General features: G+C 46.2%; 15 protein-coding genes. 4 read left to right on the top strand and 11 right to left on the bottom strand.

The features are described 5' to 3' along the window. Positions 1 to 143: 143 nt before the first annotated feature. Positions 144 to 2678 carry an ABC transporter permease gene (locus tag NE536_RS15605; protein WP_261273256.1) on the bottom strand — a complete coding sequence of 845 codons (2535 nt, stop codon included), beginning with the start codon at positions 2676 to 2678 and terminating at the stop codon, positions 144 to 146. A 2-nt stretch (positions 2679 to 2680) separates the two neighbouring features. Continuing rightward, entirely contained in the window at positions 2681 to 3409 is a 729-nt protein-coding gene (locus NE536_RS15600) for an ABC transporter ATP-binding protein (RefSeq protein ID WP_212600695.1), read from the bottom strand. Between the two features lie 52 nt (positions 3410 to 3461). Between NE536_RS15600 and NE536_RS15595 the strand changes: the two genes are divergently transcribed. Next, positions 3462 to 4061: an arylesterase gene (locus NE536_RS15595; RefSeq protein ID WP_261273255.1), complete on the top strand. Its 600-nt coding sequence runs from the start codon at positions 3462 to 3464 to the stop codon at positions 4059 to 4061. 145 nt (positions 4062 to 4206) lie between these two features. Further along, positions 4207 to 5274, top strand: a complete 1068-nt coding sequence (locus NE536_RS15590; RefSeq protein ID WP_006082174.1) for a DUF3083 family protein — start codon at positions 4207 to 4209, stop codon at positions 5272 to 5274. A gap of 90 nt (positions 5275 to 5364) precedes the next feature. On the opposite strand, the gene NE536_RS15585 is transcribed toward NE536_RS15590, so the two are convergent. Further along, positions 5365 to 6090: an AcvB/VirJ family lysyl-phosphatidylglycerol hydrolase gene (locus NE536_RS15585; RefSeq protein WP_107948118.1), complete on the bottom strand. Its 726-nt coding sequence runs from the start codon at positions 6088 to 6090 to the stop codon at positions 5365 to 5367. Positions 6091 to 6097: 7 nt separating this feature from the next. Next, positions 6098 to 8650: a bifunctional lysylphosphatidylglycerol flippase/synthetase MprF gene (gene mprF / locus NE536_RS15580; RefSeq protein ID WP_261273254.1), complete on the bottom strand. Its 2553-nt coding sequence runs from the start codon at positions 8648 to 8650 to the stop codon at positions 6098 to 6100. A 209-nt stretch (positions 8651 to 8859) separates the two neighbouring features. Between mprF and NE536_RS22930 the strand changes: the two genes are divergently transcribed. Then, a complete protein-coding gene (locus NE536_RS22930; RefSeq protein WP_261273253.1) occupies positions 8860 to 9042 on the top strand; it encodes a hypothetical protein in 183 nt (60 codons plus the stop codon). Between the two features lie 208 nt (positions 9043 to 9250). Here the strand turns inward: NE536_RS22930 and sohB are convergent, their stop codons facing one another. Both sohB and NE536_RS15565 read right to left on the bottom strand, forming a co-directional pair. After that, positions 9251 to 10267, bottom strand: a complete 1017-nt coding sequence (gene sohB, locus NE536_RS15570) for a protease SohB (RefSeq protein ID WP_012197295.1) — start codon at positions 10265 to 10267, stop codon at positions 9251 to 9253. 111 nt (positions 10268 to 10378) lie between these two features. Further along, positions 10379 to 12862 (bottom strand): VolA/Pla-1 family phospholipase, encoded by a 2484-nt coding sequence (locus NE536_RS15565; RefSeq protein WP_261273252.1) that lies wholly within the window; start codon positions 12860 to 12862, stop codon positions 10379 to 10381. Positions 12863 to 13124: 262 nt separating this feature from the next. On the opposite strand from NE536_RS15565, the gene NE536_RS15560 reads away from it, so the two are divergent. After that, positions 13125 to 13862, top strand: a complete 738-nt coding sequence (locus NE536_RS15560; RefSeq protein WP_261273251.1) for a YciK family oxidoreductase — start codon at positions 13125 to 13127, stop codon at positions 13860 to 13862. A gap of 63 nt (positions 13863 to 13925) precedes the next feature. On the opposite strand, the gene rluB is transcribed toward NE536_RS15560, so the two are convergent. The 5 genes from rluB to rnm all read right to left on the bottom strand — a co-directional run bounded on the left by rluB (position 13926) and on the right by rnm (position 17819). After that, complete coding sequence (rluB, locus tag NE536_RS15555) at positions 13926 to 14801, bottom strand: 23S rRNA pseudouridine(2605) synthase RluB (protein WP_011847141.1); 876 nt, start codon at positions 14799 to 14801, stop codon at positions 13926 to 13928. Then, positions 14794 to 15390 carry an SMC-Scp complex subunit ScpB gene (scpB, locus tag NE536_RS15550; RefSeq protein WP_012089553.1) on the bottom strand — a complete coding sequence of 199 codons (597 nt, stop codon included), beginning with the start codon at positions 15388 to 15390 and terminating at the stop codon, positions 14794 to 14796. The genes rluB and scpB overlap by 8 nt, the downstream gene beginning before the upstream one ends. 3 nt (positions 15391 to 15393) lie before the next feature. Beyond that, a complete protein-coding gene (locus NE536_RS15545) occupies positions 15394 to 16182 on the bottom strand; it encodes a segregation and condensation protein A (RefSeq protein WP_106650907.1) in 789 nt (262 codons plus the stop codon). Positions 16183 to 16341: 159 nt separating this feature from the next. Further along, complete coding sequence (locus NE536_RS15540) at positions 16342 to 16962, bottom strand: L-threonylcarbamoyladenylate synthase (RefSeq protein ID WP_261273250.1); 621 nt, start codon at positions 16960 to 16962, stop codon at positions 16342 to 16344. Then, a complete protein-coding gene (gene rnm, locus NE536_RS15535) occupies positions 16959 to 17819 on the bottom strand; it encodes an RNase RNM (protein ID WP_261273249.1) in 861 nt (286 codons plus the stop codon). Before rnm ends, NE536_RS15540 begins: the two co-directional genes overlap by 4 nt. Positions 17820 to 17958 lie beyond the last annotated feature (139 nt).

Here is a 17958-nt window from a genome sequence, read left to right as displayed (position 1 = left end):
TTTAAGTTCAAACTGAGCAGAATCAGCAGAACCAGTCAGCCAGACAATAAAAAGCACTGAGCTTTGGCTGCATCAGTGCTTTTTGTTGTTAACGCTGCCTACTTAAGTCATAAACTTATAGTGTTAGCCCATGCAAGCAACCATTAGCTGCCCGCCTTTAATAGTTCAGAGCAAGATTGGCTGAGCAATTGTCGGCAACGCCACACCCCAAGTAAGGCCACGATTAAGGCGCCAGAAACAGGGGCGATTCCCCACCAAGGCCAGTGCATATACACATTAAGCTCAAACACTTGCGTCTTAAGTAGATATAACGCAAATTCGGCCACTATGACGGCTAACACGCCCGCAATACCGCCAAGCAAGGCGAACTCTAAACCCGTTGCACTGCGCAATAACCATCCCGAAGCGCCAAAGGTACGCAGCACCGCCAGTTCGCGCTGCCGAGTTGCCATGCCCGCTTCAGTCTGTGCAATCAAGACTAAGGCACTTGCCAGTAACACTAAGGCCAGCACTAAGGTCAGCGATAGCGACACTTGCTCTATGATCTGCCGTAACTGCCCCACCATAGCGCCCACATCGATGATCGATATGGTCGGGAATTGCTGAATAAGCGCAAGGATCACTGCATCCTTAGGCGTGGCATTCAGTGCTTGCCCACTTGTTGCTGGGTCATTTGTTGACTGGTCATTCGTCGCTTGGCTATTAGTAGTTTGATCGTTCAGATAGAAACTCGCCATCGAGGTATAAGCAAAGGGCGCGAGAGCTTCTTGGGTGAAAATCATAAAGAAATTTGGCTGCAGTGTTTCCCAGTGCACGGCGCGGATACTGGCAACCTTGACTGTGAGCTCTTGATTATCAATCACATAGGTCAACTTATCGCCAATGCCAATACCCAAACGGTCCGCCACGCCAGATTCCACCGACACTTCATCGGCCGCTTGATTAAAATGCCCCTCTAACAGTTCGTTGTTAGCAGGCAGCGTATTACGCCACGTGAGGTTTAACTCGCGGGAAATACCCACTCTGCCCTTTTCACCCGCTTCAGACTGTTCATTCGAAATCAGCACTTCGCCGTTAATTTGTGTTAAACGGCCACGGATCACAGGATAAATGTCCGTCGCAACAATGCCCTTAGCCGTCATAAAATCATTTAAGGGCTTAGCATCGTCGGGTGCGATATTAACGAGGAAGTAGTTAGGTGCATTTTCGGGCAACTGTTTTTGCCACTCGTTGAGCAAATCTTGTCTTAATGCCAGAATCGTCAATAACAATACCAGTGCGGCGCTAAATCCCACCAATTGCACCGCATTTTGCCGCGCACGACGTCTGAGCCCTGCAAGGGCCAACTGTAAGGGATTGGTTGTCTTCATGCCGACACTGTGGCCTAAACGTATCATCACAAAGCCAAGCACACTTAACAGCACACCGAGCAGCAACACGGCCGCGACCACAGTCAGGGTCAAAGCCCAACTTTGGGAATACAAATAGCCCAGTAACGCCATCGCCCCTAAGCTCAATAGCAGATGCAGCCACATCCCCAGTTGTAGGCCTTCTAACTGACGCTGTAGCACTCGTAGTGGCGGAATGGCCAGTAAGCGCATCAATGGATAAGCCGAAAACATAAAGGCGCTGATAAGCCCTGTGCTGACGCCGAGCAGTAATGGCCGTGTGAGTGGCGGCGAATAGGCGGCAATTTCGGGCGGCAATAGATAACTGATCCCAAAATCGAGTAACACACCACCGATAAGGCCAAGCACAATCCCCATTAACGTCACTAACAATAAGTGAGTGCCGAACAACAACCGAATTTGCTTTGCCGAGGCGCCAAAGGTTTTCAGCATGGCCACCACATCGTAATGGCGCTGACAATAACGCTGGGCGGCAATGCCTATCGCGGCGCAGGCCAGTGCAATGCCCATCAAACTGGCTAGTAGTAGGAAGCGCTCAGCTCGCTTAACGGCTCCCGCAATCGGCGAGTCACCGGATTGCACATCGACCCAGCGCTGGGTGCTATTGAGAAGCGGTTTAACACTTTGCTCAAAAGCCGTAAGCGAGGCTTCATCGCCTGCAAATTGATACAGATAGGTCACGCGGCTGCCCGGTTGAATCACTCCCGTTTTGGCGACATCTTCCATGCGCATCAATACCACGGGCGAGGAAGCAAAAGGATTAAAGCCAGCGTCGGGTAAGCGGCTGATCTCATTGCTGAGCACAAATTCGCTATTACCTAGTTCGATGGATTTGGGATAACCGAGGAGTCCACCTAAGCGAGTTTCAAACCAGATTTCTCCCGCTTGGGGTAAAGCCTTGGTTTTACCGCTGGTGAGTTCAATGTCGCCCTTGAGTGGATAACCTGTTTCAACGGCGCGAACTGTGACTAACTGAAACTTATCACCCGAATAGACCATGGAATTAAATTGCATGTTCGTCACATGCTTAAGCCCAAGATCTTCGGCTTTGGTCAAAATCGCCGCATCTATTTTAACCGGCGAATCGATAATACGGTCGGCAGCAATAAACTGTGAAGCTTGACCACTAATTGCCACTTGCAGACGTTCACTCACCCGCGCCAAGCCACTCACAGACAAAACCGCGAGCGTAATAGCGAGGATAATCAATAACAATTGTCCCTGCTGTAACTCGCGTTTAAACAGGCGCCATGCCAGACTTAACTCCATTATTAAGCCTCCTTAACATCGGCTAGCGGTTCTGTTTGAGTAATATCTTCCTGTAAATGGCCGTTATCCATCACCAGTTGACGCTCACACCGTTTGGCCAGCAGCAGATCATGGGTAACAAGGACTAAGGTTGTATGGCTTTCTTGATTAAGCTCAAACAACATATCGGCAATCTTATGGCCGTTGACGCTGTCTAAATTGCCTGTTGGTTCATCGGCAAACAAGACTGTAGGTTCACAGATAAAAGCGCGGGCAATCGCCACCCTTTGCTGTTCACCACCCGAAAGCTGTTTGGGTAAATGGGTCAAGCGATGGGATAAACCAACACGCACCAACATGGCCTGCGCTTTTTCCTTGGCATTACTCACGCCCGCAAGCTCGGCGGGTAACATGACGTTCTCCAGCGCGGTTAAGGTATCCACTAACATAAAGGATTGAAAAATAAAGCTGACCTTCTGTTTACGCAGCGCGGCTTTTTGCTCTTCATTCAGTGGGGATAACGCTACGCCATCGAGCCAAATTTCGCCAGAGGTAGGCGTATCAAGCGCCGCAAGCAGCCCGAGCAGGGTAGACTTACCCGAACCCGACGGGCCAAGAATAGCCACACTCTCACCTTGCTTGACATCTAAGTTAATGCCCTTGAGGATAGTGAGCGTTCCTTCCTGAGTAATCACTGATTTTTCGAGGTTAACAACATTAATGGCACTGTTTTTTAAGATGACGTTAGACATAGGATCCTTCTTATATAAATCGTTCTGGTATCAATCGCTAAGATTAAAATCAATGGCGAAGACCCTAGGGGCATTCATCCTACTGAGTGTACTCATGGTCACGCCCGCTCACGCGGCAAAAATACTGATCCTCGGCGATAGCTTAGGCGCTAGCTACGGCATGGCAGAACAGTCAGGCTGGGTAGCACTACTGCAAAAAAATCTGCCCGAACATCAGTTTACCAATGGCTCAGTGAGCGGCGAAACCACAGCGGGCGGCCTACGCCGATTACCCGCCTTGCTCGATTCTGTTGCTCCCGATCTTGTGGTCGTTGAGCTAGGAGGTAATGATGGTTTACGTGGATTCCCCCCAACGCAACTCGAAAATAATCTAATCCAAATCATTACCCTAGCCAAAGATAGCGGCGCAAAAGTGCTGCTGACCGAGATCATGGTACCGCCTAACTATGGCCCTCGCTATACCCAAAAGTTCACCCAAGTGTATCAAGACATATCTAAAACCCAGGATATAGTGTTGATCCCCTTCTTTATGCAGGATATCGCGCCCCATCCAGAATTAATGCAAAGGGATGGCATTCATCCCAACGAAAAGGCGCAGGTACAGATAGCAACTTGGATGCAACCATGGATAGAAAATGCGTTAACCCAATAAAATAGCTGCTATTTTAAGCTAACGAACCGCTTACTTAGCTAAACTCATGCTCAACGGATAAAAACGTGTTCTAACGCAAGATTAACCCTATAGATAAACAGTAAAATTCGTGTTAGCAAATGGTTAACTCAAACAAGGAGTCAATATGTCCCTTAGCCATCAGCAAAAAGTGTACATACCCAAGGAAGCCCGTACCAATCAATACATCACAGCCGAAATCAAGGTGACGGATGAACTACTGAGTCAATATCCTGATTATCAAAGCTGTTATCAAACCTTAAGCCGTTTGATATTTAATTTGGCAGAACAACACGATCTGCGTAATGTCCACGTGATCACTAACGATAAACTGCCTGTTGTCCGTTACCACACCGAAGCCTATTGCTTCCAAACCACTGAACAAATTCTATTTTTTTATAATCCAGCCTACCACGAAGCACAAAATTTATTCTCGCAAGAAAACTATCGCGCCCGTAAACTGCGCATTGTCTTCCTTGCCACGGGTGAAGATATCCGCAGTAATTCCGCCAGTTTCCACATTAGAGTGCGCGAATTACTGACAGAATTGATGCCTTTAATGCCGATAAGCGATCTTAAAGTTAAGGTCCGCGACCATCAGCATTTATCCTATGATCTGTTCGCAAAAGCCAAGGGCTATAAAGAAACCTATGGCTATAAACTGCGTGCCATCGGCCCAAGATATAAAGCCAGAAAGTGCGAATTACCAGAGAACGTCAGCTCTCTCACTTATGTAACAGTAAGCTTGCCACTGAGCCGTAAACTTAAGCAGGGTTTATTACCTGACTCGGCAACCGACTTTACGCCTTTATATCAACACCTTGAAGATTGCTTCCTCAAAGCGGCAGCCAACAGACAACTGACGCGTCTTGCCATGATAGCAAATGGCTTAACCCCGCTGGTGCGTAACAGTAAGTTTGAAAAACTCGACAGCAAAGCCGAAGTACAAATGATAGGGTTCGATCCTAATGCGACTGAGCAGCAAGTGATCCGTCGCTGGAATGCCGATAACTTAGTCGAAGCCGCGCACTTCACCATAGTCGCGGGCACCAAAGACTGTGATGATTCAGGCTTCGGACGCTTTATGAACAATGTCGAAACAGCCCTGAAGGCCTTCGCCGCAGATATCGGTGTAGACCCAGAGCGTGAAGATCTCGTCGTACGCTTCCATCAACATATCAGCTATCAAATCTGATTAACGCGACATTCGATTCGCTAAAACCCAAAGGGCGCATTAAGCGCCCTTTCCTTTCTGAATGTATTCAAGCTGATATCGGGTGATAACTTAACTTTTCAACCAATGCTTTATGATAGTCACCACTTTATCGTAATCATCATCAAAGCTGTGGCCACCGTCTAACTCCATCACAGTCACATTCGGCTGTTTTACTACTGGACACAAATGCTTAGGGGCATCATCGTCTTTGCCGTATAAGCACAGCATAGGCACTGTCTTCTGTTTATTTACCTCGGGCAACGTCAGATAACTTGCGGACTCATTGCTAGACGTGACGATTTCACTCACATGCACTTCAAAATCCGACGTCTGTGAAGGTGACAATAACACCCCGCCGAGGATCTTATGTCGATACTTGAGTGGCAGATCATTAAGCACAAAAGGAATAATTTCGGCGCCAAAAGAATAGCCAACCAATACCACCTTTTGTGTGCCAAATTCGGCCTCGTACTTATCGATAATGGCCATAGTATCTTGAGTCACATCCTTGGGATCTTTTTGTTTCCAATAGTATTTTAGCGAACTCCACCCCACCACTGGCCAGCCCTGCTGTTGCAATAACTGGCTCACACCTTGATCTAAATTAGCCCAGCCACCATCGCCACTCATAAAGATGACTAAGGGCGGCTTTTTCGCACTCGCTTTATCATTTGCGCTATTAGCGACCGGCAGAAGTGTCAAGCCGAGTGAGTCAGCAAAGTCATCGGCTAAGACACTAAAGCTACTGCAAAACATCATCATAAGGCTTAGTATTTTCACAAAGGATTTATTCATCGTTCACCTACTTTTTAAATACACCGGTTGCACCACGACTCGTTAATGTCACTAAACTGCCCACCACAATTGGCAGAGATAATCCGCCATAACAAATCAAATACTTGGCCTCCCACGTTGGATTAAACTTATCCTTGTATCTTCTAAGCCCCTGAAAGTTATAAAACTTATTACCCTTCTTATACACAACCTTCGCCAACTTAGTCCAAAATGGCACTAACGCTCTGTCGGTTAAGCCTGACATAGGCGCCATCCCGAGATTAAACCTCTGATAGCCTTGCTGTTTTCCCCATAGCAATAGCTCAGTAAACAGAAAATCCATGATATTACTGCTCGATAATTTAGGCTCGTAACGCATCAGATCGACAGAAAATTCAACCTGAGCAGCACTCGCCCAAATATTTGAAAACGCCACGAGTTCGCCGTTTGCATACACTAATGCCATAGGTGTCGAGCACAGATAAGCGGCAGAGAAATAGCCAACAGAAAACCCCTTTTCGCGCCCTTGCTTCGCCTTTAACCAAGTCGATGATATGGCTTCTAATTGCGGCAGTATGGCCCTCACTTGGCTCGCCTCAATCACTGCAAAACTTAAGCCTTCACGCTGCGCCTTGGCATGACTCTGGCGCAAACTTTTGTAGCGACTCGACGGTAAGTCAAATTGGTCGAGCTGAACAATCGCCTCCTCGCCTAATTTATATAAACCTAATCCTTGCTCTAAAAAGCTCGGCAGATATTTTTGCGTCACTTGATAAAACACCGGCCAACCATCGTAGGCATCGCATAACTCCCTAAACTGCCACAACAAATCATCAAATTTATGTTGATTACCAATTGGATCGCCCATTACCACCCAGCAATGTCCGGCCCTTGCATACATAAGAAAGGCGTCTTTATCCTCGTTAAATAGGATTGATTTATCTTGCACTAAGGCTAAATAGCCATGACTGCTCGGCGACTGCGCGACAATCTCCATAGCCTGCTTTAATGAAGGCGTGTCCAGTTGTGGTGATTTAAGCTGAGTTCGTGACGAGAAATAGCGCACGGCAAAGGTAAGCACGATAAAGATAGCAATCGCTCCTCCTCGCAATGCTCGTGATACATGGCTATCGGGGGAGAAGGTAAACCAGAGTGAATGATCATAATCAACATCTTGATAGGAGAAAAATAATACCCAAATCATTAAGAGTAAAGCGGCAGAAAGTGATAACAGCCAACCCAAAGAGTATTTAATCCCGACGACTGAACCCTTTCGATAAAACAAATTCTCACATGGCAACATCAATGCGTAAACTAATCCGATCGCGAGTGATATTTCCCATTCCGCGCCCTTAAGCATAATAAATAACATGCCCACCAACAGCAGCTTTTTCGTTAATTCAAAGGCATTATGGTAGCGTTTAAATAACCCATGGGATAACAACAATAGCAAGACACCGCTCACACTCAAAATGATGCTCGATATTTCGATGATCGGCAGCGGTACTAATTCGCCCAACCAGTGATACTTATGAATAATAGAAGGGTTAACCACTGACAAGAGTAATAATAAACCTGAGCTAAATACACTGATACTCAGTAGCGGTGGTAACAGTTGGCGGATAAATGCAATTCGAGTATTTAATTTTACAATTTTATCTTTATTTGACAGCGCGATTGTAATAACAAAGTATGCCAAAGAGATTAAGAATGGAATAATGTAATAAATGATCCGATAGACAATAATGGCGCCGAGGATTTGCTCAACCGGTAAATATTGCGATAAGGCCACAGTCACGACGGACTCGAACACCCCAATACCACCCGGCACATGGGCAAGCACCCCAAGCGCATTCGCAACAAAGAAAATACTTAAGACCTGTATATAACCCAAATTGTCTACCGCGGGCAGTAAGCTATAAAACAAGGTTCCTACGACAATCCAATCAAGTGAAGACGCCAACAACTGTCTTAAAGATACAGATAATAGAGGTGGCGTAATTTCAAAGCCACGATAGTTAAATGGCTTTTTGCGCAGCACACTCATCAGTAAATAACCGAATACACTGAGCAGCATACCAATACCGATTACTGTGGTTAATGAAAATAGCCATGTTGGCAAAGGTAAGGCTGATAACTGTTCAGCAGGAAAGCATACCAGTGCGATACCACAAATGAAAAAGAGTCCGAGGAAGAATGTCACTGAACATGAAATAACTATTTGAGTGATTTTATTACCACTTAAGCCGAGTTCGGAATAAAACTTATATCTTATCGACGTCCCCGTTAACAGAGAGAACCCAATAGTATTGGAGAAGGTAAAACCCAGAAAGGAAATAGGGACTATTTTACGATAAGGTATCTCCTTGTCGATATTCCAAACGGCAATAAAATCGTACAAGGTTAATAAAGAGTAACTGCCCACTGTGAGTAGCGCTGCACATAACAACTCAACAAATGAAAATCCTTTAACCTCTTTAATAATGTCACTTAATTGATATTCTTGCTCTAAATTATAAAGCAAGAGTAATGAGACAGTGAATATTATAAGGCTAATAAACACCCGCACTCGTCTCCCCATGTTAATCTCCAGCACCTAAGACTGATTCAGCTAAGGTTATTTAACGTCAACATTGAAACAGCATTAAAAATTAATTAACTTAGTTTAATACCAGTCACATTAAATATCTAATCAGTTCAGAGCCTCACAGGCATCTCAATCCAAGGCGCATTGACGCGGAAATGGTTATTCCCTTTTAAGTCAATGCAACACGGGAGTGGGATGCCTGTGTGGCTCCCGAAGGGCGGGTTTCAACGCGCTTTATACTGCGTTTAAGGCTTTCGACAGAGCACCACTATGCCTTCAAGCCTTCGCCTTGTCTAAAGCGCGTTGAACTCCCGCTGAATGAACAGATATTTAATACGATTGGTATTATTTGTAACACCACTTTATCGACGGGATTTTTAACATAGGGATTTTTCATTCGCAATGAATTTACGCATTTGCTGCATGACGTTTTATTAATGTGCTTAACAAACTGATAGCAATAGTGAGTTAATGATTTTAAATTGAGGGGGGAATAATATAAAAGCCAAAAAAATCTGTAATAGATACGCAGCTTTGGGCGTTAAGCCAAACAAAAAAGTGTGAATACTCAAAAAGTATTCACACTAGATTCCGTTACATTGGACGGTTTTTCTCGATAAGACGATTAAAAATAGCATTCACAGATAAAGAGGCGCCATGGGCAATTTTATCGGCAAGTTTCTTTCTCACCTGATAACGCATCTTATAAACAGTGCGCTCTGCGGCAAGTGACATAATCACATCATCACTGGTCGAAATCGCATCAACCAACCCTAATTCAATGGCTTGCTGGCCGTACCAATGCTCGCCAGTAGCCACTTTCACTAAATCCAACTCAGGGCGATATTTACCGACAAACGCTTTGAATAAGACGTGGGTTTCTTCGAGTTCTTCTTGAAACTTCTGTCTTCCCTCATCGGAGTTTTCACCAAACACTGTCAAGGTGCGTTTAAAATTCCCGGCGGTATGTTGCTCATAATCGATTTCATGCTTTTTCAGCAAACGATTAAAATTCGGCAGTTGAGCAACAACACCAATTGAACCAACAATTGCAAAAGGCGCCGCATAAATTTTATTCGCAACACAGGCCATCATATAACCGCCACTAGCAGCCACTTTATCAACGCATACTGTTAGCGGAATATCGGCTTGGCGTAAACGGTCAAGCTGGCTGGAGGCTAAACCATAGCCATGCACCATACCGCCGCCACTTTCGACATTAACAACCACTTCATCGCCTTTTTCCGCGATAGCTAAAATGGCACTGATTTCTTCACGCAGTGACGCAACCTCAGCAGCATCGATACTGCCCTTGAAATCGATCACGAACACTTTGCCCGTGCTGGCATCATCAGCAGCTTTGTCTTTCGCCTTTTCTTCAGCCTTTAATTGCTTCTCATAGGCTTTGAATTGCTTCTTTGAAAGGAGTTCTTCTTTTAAGCCATGCTTCAGTTCTTCTAACTCTTCAGACAGGTTAGTGATCCTCAGCTCGCCCTTATCTGACTTATGTTTAACAGTGGAAGCCAACACCACAATAATAACCGCAACGATTGCGACCACTATCGTGACGGCTTTCGCCAAAAACATTCCATACTCGTATAAAAATTCCAAAGTGCTCTCCGTTAGGGCGTTACATCAATCAGTCAATTGCGCGCTATTCTAACAGCCTAAAGGCCCATAAAAAAACCCAGCATTCGCTGGGTTTTTCCGATTAAGCGCAGATTAGTTAGGACAAGTCGCAATGACATCACTGTTTGTCACTAAAATCGTCGCATCGCCTTTACCTGCAGTTGCAGCATAGGTTGCTACTTGAGTCTGCATTTCAACGGTAGCAGCGGCAGCCATACCATCTGTAGCGTCCGTTTCACTTGGGCTCACAATCGAACTATGGTGACCTTTAGAGAAACGCACTACGCCATGACCTTTACTCGTACTATCAACACAAGGTAGGCCAATAGCAGAGATCAGCGGCTCAGTGCCCGATAACGGGAAGTTATCTACACGGTTCGGTAACACTTGATCAGGTAAGTTACCGTTGCCATCACCGGCTATTTCAATTAAATGAACAGGTAAGTCCGTCGCCTTTAACATAGCGGCATGGTTAATTGGATCAGCAGAATCCACAGCTGTTTGAACCGCAAAGGCAAACGTAGGAATAAACTGGGCATATACTGCCTGCACCAGTGCCTCATATTCAGGACTCCCCACCTCATATCCTGCAGTATTAGCCTTATCGACCAGTGCTTGGAAAGTCGCAGATGCCTTGATATTGCTAAACAGCACTGGACCAAAGGTTGCAGAACCCGCAAATGACCCTGCTAATCCCCCTGCAGGCGCTGCTAGGGATAAGGCATTGATGACATAGGCATTTGGCAAGGCATCGCCGGTTGCAGGGTTCTTCATGCCAGTGCTGGCATAGGTCGCAAAATCGGTGCCGACAATCGCGCCTAAACTCAGACCTTGGGCACTGATTTTAGAAACATCAAATACTTGTGGTTGACCTGCTTGTGCTAAGCCCTGTGCTAATCCCGTTAGAGCAAGACGAACACCTAAATGGTCCATCGTCGCTTGACGGAAATTATCACGCACCGACAAAGTGCTAGAGATATTCACGAATACCAACGGATTACCATTTTTAAAGGCATCTGGTGTACCGACTACAGCCCCAAAAGAAGGATCGGTCGCAGAGACTTCATAAACCCCATCGCCGTTAGCATCGAACGAACGCGCCCCATGCAGTGGCATATCGATAGCAATAGTTGCAACGCCCATGGCCGCATACGAACCTGCATAGGCCAGTGACATTTCTTTACCGCCACCTAAACCGTGCAGTGCGATTGTGGTTGGCCAACCCGCTGTTGGCGGAGTAAAGGGAATACCTTGTTGCTGATAAAAGTCCGCTAATCTTGCCGCATTAGGCATAGAAATCAGTACAGGTACGGTTTCATATCCTTTAATCGCTGGAATTGGGTTGAACTTAGTCAGATGCTTAGTTTTATCTACCGCTGTACCATCGTCTAACAACCAAGTTTTACCCGCCATTAGAGACGGATTGGCTAACGCATCGGCAGGGTTCGCAATACCATTGGCCACGGCTTGCATACCAAAATTATTTTGGCTGAGTGTACCAGCTTGCAAAGCTAATAGTACCGAGACTGGGCTATCGCCTTGTGCTTTCCAATGACCATTAATTAATGGTTTTCCTTCTGCTGATAAACAACTGACCGAAGAGCAGTCACCGTAAATCGGCAGTTTAATTTTGGCGGTATACACATCGGCTAAACTTGATACCACGTAGGCAGCTCCAGCAGCCGGTGTTAAGCCCGCAGCTTGTGCAACGGTATAACCGGCTGGCGTTGGCATCTGAGCAAAGCTGGGGGCATAAGGCGCGCCCTTCGCCATCAGCAGTTTAGTGGTTTCATAGACGTTAGCGACAGACTGAGTCGTAAACAACCCAGAGTAGCTTATGGTAGAAGGATCGACATTATGGGCCGCAGCAATGCCTTTCTCATAGCTGTTCACTAAGGTTTGCAGCATCAATTGATCGGGCGTTTCTAAAGGTAATGTCGTGATGTCTAGCTTCAACAAACCATAGGTAGTTGAAGGCGCAATGCCACGACCTTCAGAATCTTGAATAAGATTGGTTGTCGCATAAATATACGACTGCCCAGCTTTGAGTGGCTTAAGCGGCACGATCACCACTTTATTGCCTGATGCGGTGGATACAAAGTCAACGCCAAACTGAAGTTCTGCTCCGACTTTACACGCTGAAACTGACGGTTTAGCAGTACAATCAGTATCAGAAGACAATGGACCACCCACAGTGGCCTCAAACATTCTGACTGCGCCAGGTTGTGCAACCGATGCCGCCATTAAGGTCAGCGGTGTGCCGTCGTGTTTTTTCGCTAAATCAATATCAATGGAAATCGGTGATGTTGTCGACCAGCCATCTAACGCCCCAAGCGCTATTTGTGGATCAACATAATTGCCTGAGCTTTCACCCGGAATCGATAATGTGCCATCCTTGGTTCCACTGAATAGCAAATCATTCGGTAATGGTACTTTTGAATTAGCAGGGTCGAACACCATGTGCGATTCAGGGACGAGCGGTTCTGTCTTATCCTTGAGTTCGTTATAACTGTCCTCACCACATCCTGTGAGGCCCAGTGCAGATGCAATCGCAACACCCAAAATGAGTCTTTTCATCTTTTTTCCCCAAATCTTGTTGTAATAGTTTTGTTTTCCCCAAGAAATTAGTCACAATAGCTTTTAAATCTGTGACCAATAGGGCTTATGTTAGCCCCTAACTCATTTCAAGTTAACGTAAAAATATTGAGTTAGCCACAAGTTTGTCACAAACATTTTAGCTATTTATAACAAAGTTTCATTCATTTGTTTGAAACATGCGTTTATCACTTCGGCGACTCTAGAAGTGGCGGGCATTCTCGCCAAGAGGAAAAAGAGACTCATGTTGGAATATCAAGCAGCAAAAGATTTACTCAAAGGCAAAACAATTTTAGTGACAGGCGCTGGCGCAGGCATAGGTCGCACCGCTGCCATTGAGTTTGCAAAGCACGGCGCCACTGTGATTTTACTCGGTAAAACAGTGAAAAAACTAGAAGCGGTTTACGATGTCATCGAACAAGCCGGTTATCCAAAACCTGCCATAGTGCCATTAGATCTTAAGGGCGCGACGGAGCAAAATTATCGCGATATGGCCGATACCATAGCCGAGCAATTCGATCATTTAGACGGCTTATTACATAACGCGAGCCTGCTCGGTGCCCTAGGCCCGTTTGAACACATAGATATTCCATCACTCGAAGACGTACTCAAAGTGAACGTCACGGCCCAAGTAATGCTAACTAAAGCATTACTACCTGTGATGCGCCAAGCGCCCAGTGCATCGATTATCTTCACGTCGAGCAGTGTGGGTCGTCAAGGCCGCGCCTACTGGGGACCTTATGCCTTCTCTAAGTTTGCCACCGAAGGCATGATGCAAGTCCTCGCCCATGAGTGCGATGGCACCTCGGTTCGGGTCAACAGTATCAATCCAGGTGCAACCCGCACTGAGATGCGCGCTAAAGCCTACCCAGCTGAGAATCCACTGGATCTCAAAACCGCAGAAGAGATCATGCCGACCTATTTATATTTAATGGGTCAAGATGCTAGCACAGTGAATGGTCAGCAGTTTAACGCACAGTAAATTCATTTTTTATACAAAAGCAAAAAGGCCGCTTAGCGGCCTTTTTCATTCGGATAAAACAACTTAGCTGCGCTGACGCGATGGCTTAGGTTTTCCCGAACCTGTCACTTTATGCTTACGTACTGCGCGGCGAATTTTAGCACTTTTCACCTGTGCACGAGCTACGCTGTGTTTATCGGCGGCAAGCATAGTGCGGGTTTCTGGTTCTAAACCTGCCAGTTTACGCAAGTAGTTAACTTGTTCCATTGGCAATTCAACCCAGCCACCACGAGGCAGTGATTTTGGCAATTCAACCATACCGTAACGGATACGGATTAAACGGCTCACCTGCACTTCTTGGGATTCCCACAGACGGCGCACTTCGCGGTTACGACCTTCACGTAAACACACATGCCACCATTGGTTCATACCTTCACCGCCCGCTGGCTTGATGCTATCAAACTGCGCTGGGCCGTCTTCTAACATCACGCCGGTACGTAAACGTTGTACTGTGGCTTCAGGGATTTCACCAAAGGTACGCACTGCGTATTCGCGGTCGACTTCGTTCGATGGATGCATTAAGCGGTTTGCTAATTCACCATCTGAGGTAAACAGTAATAAACCAGAGGTGTTGATGTCTAAACGACCTACCGCAACCCAGCGTGAATCACGCACTTTAGGTAAGCGATCGAATACCGTTGGACGGCCTTCAGGATCTTTACGACTACAAATTTCGCCTTCAGGTTTATGATATGCCAATACGCGACAGATCACGTCTTCGGCAGACTTTAACGAAATGGCTCTGCCATCGATACGCACTTTGGCATCGGCTTCAATCCGATCCCCAAGGCTAGCAATTTCACCATCAATACTAACTCGGCCTGCAGCAATCCATGCCTCCATCTCACGACGGGAGCCATGGCCTGCACGGGCCAAGACTTTCTGCAATTTTTCACTCATTAGTATTTTGCTCTTCTGACTGTTCCGGCGTTAATTTCACACTTGAAAAAACCGCCTGCAATGACTCAGTATCCGACAGCGGCGGTAAATCCGCTAAGGTGTCTAAGCCAAAATATGCTAAAAATTCTAAGGTAGTGGCATACAACGCGGGTCGCCCCGGTACTTCTTTATGGCCAACTACTTTAATCCAATGTCTATCTGACAAACTTTTTATGATGTGACTACTAATGGCCACACCGCGCACCTGTTCAATATCGCCGCGAGTCACAGGTTGACGATAAGCAATCACCGCCAAGGTTTCTAATGTCGCACGCGAATATTTAGGCGCCTTTTCTTGCCACAGGGGCTGCAAAAAAGGACTTAAGACTTCTAAGGTCTGGAAGCGATAACCTCCAGCGACTTTCACAAGTTGTACACCTCTGTCTTGATAATCCTGCTGCAGCTCATCCAATGCAGCTTTTATTTTGTCTCTGGAAACCGTGAAATCCACCAATACAGTGTCTTTCAACATTTTCGCCGACAAGGGTTTCCCCAATACAAACAAACTCGCTTCAATAAGCTGTTTTAATTGAGTCGGATTTATCTGCATCAATTAATAGGCCTTAACGTAAATAGTTGAAAACGGTTCTGTTTGGTACAATTCAACCAATAATTCTTTGACTAATTCCATCAGTGCTAAGAAGGTCACGACCACGCCTGCCCGGCCTTCCGCTACGGTAAATAAACGATCAAATGCCGTAAAATCTTCCGAGTTCAGCATGGCTAAAATCTGGCTCATGCGCTCACGGGTCGATAACTGTTCACGCTTAACATGATGATCTTCATAAGCATCGATACGTTTGAGTACATCACCAAAGGCGCGGGCAATTTCAAACAACGAAACTTCTGGCGGGATCATTAACGGCTTAATGTCGGGTGCTGCCACTGCTTTGGCTTGAAACACATCCCGCTCGAGCCGCGGCAAATCATCGAGTTTTTGCGACGCTTCTTTAATCACTTCATAGGCTTTCAACTGACGGATCAATTGAGCCCGAGGATCTTCCTCAACCTCATCTTCAGCCACCATACGCGGCAGCAGCAAACGGGATTTAATCTCGGCAAGCGTTGCCGCCATCACTAAGTAATCGGCGGCAAGTTCAATTCGAGCCTGAGTCAGCAACGTAATATATTCTAAATACTGCGCGGTGATTTGCTGAATGGGTAAATCGACAACGTCTAATTTTTGCTTACGGATCAAATATAACAGTAAATCCAATGGCCCTTCAAAGGACTCAAGGAACACTTCTAACGCCTCCGGCGGAATAAACAAATCCAGCGGCATTTCGGTCATTGCCTGACCACGAATAACGGCTAAGGGTAAACTCTGTTGCGTGCCCTGCATCCGCTATCTTGCTCCGTTAACGCTGCGCTACCCAACTTAGGCTAACGCCAAACGCGCGATTATACCTGTAAATCTGCGACGATAAAACTGCCAAATGTGCACAGCCACTCGCCGCATCGCTCACTCGTATCCATTAGCGATAAATCTATTGCGCTGGATTTAGAGGAAAGGCGTGATATCACCCGCGCCTTCACGCAAAATTTCGGCGCCATCTTCAGACATATCAATCACTGTCGTCGGCTTTTCGCCTAAATAACCGCCATGGATAATCACATCCACTTGATGCTCGAGCAAATCGCGAATTTGTTCAGGATCAGACTCGGCGAATTCTGCATTTGGCATCACCAAACTGGTCGACATCAGCGGCGCATCTAAGGCTTCAAGCAACGCCAGTGCGATCACATTGTCGGGCACACGAATACCTATGGTCTTTTTCTTGTCATTTTGCAGACGACGCGGCACTTCTTTGGTCGCTTTAAAAATGAACGTATAAGGCCCAGGCGTGCAACTTTTTAGGATGCGATACGCCTGATTATCCACTTTGGCGTAGGTCGCAAGCTCAGATAAATCGCGGCACATCAATGAAAAGTTATGATCGTTCTCGATTTGACGAATTCTCGCCATCCGCGTCATCGCATCTTTCTCACCAATCAAGCAGCCTAAGGCATAGCCCGAATCGGTGGGATAAACAATCACACCGCCCGCTCTTAAGGCGGCAACAGCTTGACTGATAAGGCGTGTTTGCGGATTTACTTCATGTACATAAAAAAACTGACTCATGGTCGTTCCACCCAAGATTCCGATTGCCAGACCCAATCAATACCTTGGGGCTGATACAGATTTTTTCCTAATTCGATCCAATGACTTGGAAAGTGAAAATCACTCCCTATCGATGCAAGTAATTGATTTTGTAAGCTCAAGGCCACAAGGTTGGCCCTGTCGTCTAATGTTTGCTGGCCAAGTACCACTTCCATGGCATCTCCACCCGCTTCTTTATATTCGCGCACTAAGCGCTTAAGCCACTTTGCCGATAACTTATAACCACTGGGATGCGCCAACACAGCTAATCCACCCGCGTTATGAATGATATCGATGGCGCTGGCCATATCACCCCAATTATTGGGGACATAACCAGTTTTACCGCGGGCAAGGTAGCGTTTAAACACGCTAGGCATATCCACAGCATGACCATTTTCAGCCATCCAACGGGCGTAATGTCCACGGCTCAATGCCGCTTCACCCGCCAACGCCTTGGCACCTTCGTAAGCGCCTTCAATACCGGCCTTGGCTAATCTATGGCCAATTTCTTGGGCGCGTGATTCACGTAATTCACGCTGATTTTCTAAAAATGCTAATAACGCTGGAGTTTCCGCATCGAAGTTAAGCGCCACTATGTGAATATCATAACTGTTCCAGCGAGTAGAGATTTCTACGCCAGAGATCAATTTCAATGGTTCTGCTTGCGATTGATTAAAGGCGCGGGCTTCGGGTAAACCTGCTACCGTATCGTGGTCAGTAATCGCAAATAACTGCACGCCCTTTTCAAGGGCTCTAGCCACCAATTCAGACGGCGTTAACTGACCGTCGGATGCGGTCGTGTGGCTGTGCAGATCAGCCAATATGCTTTGAGTATTCATGGGGCTATTGTACGTGAATTTGTTAATCAATGCGCTGCTATCTCGCATTTTGTGGCTATGTGACTTAAATTTTCTGCGTCATTAAAGTGAATAAATCGCAGAAAATGAAAAATATTCAATTGACATTCGACCCCAGCTA

Source organism: Shewanella septentrionalis (genome assembly GCF_025370265.1).
GTDB classification, from domain to species: Bacteria; Pseudomonadota; Gammaproteobacteria; order Enterobacterales; family Shewanellaceae; genus Shewanella; species Shewanella hafniensis.
Note: the sequence above shows the minus strand (reverse complement) of the source record. Positions and strands in the feature narration are given on the sequence as shown.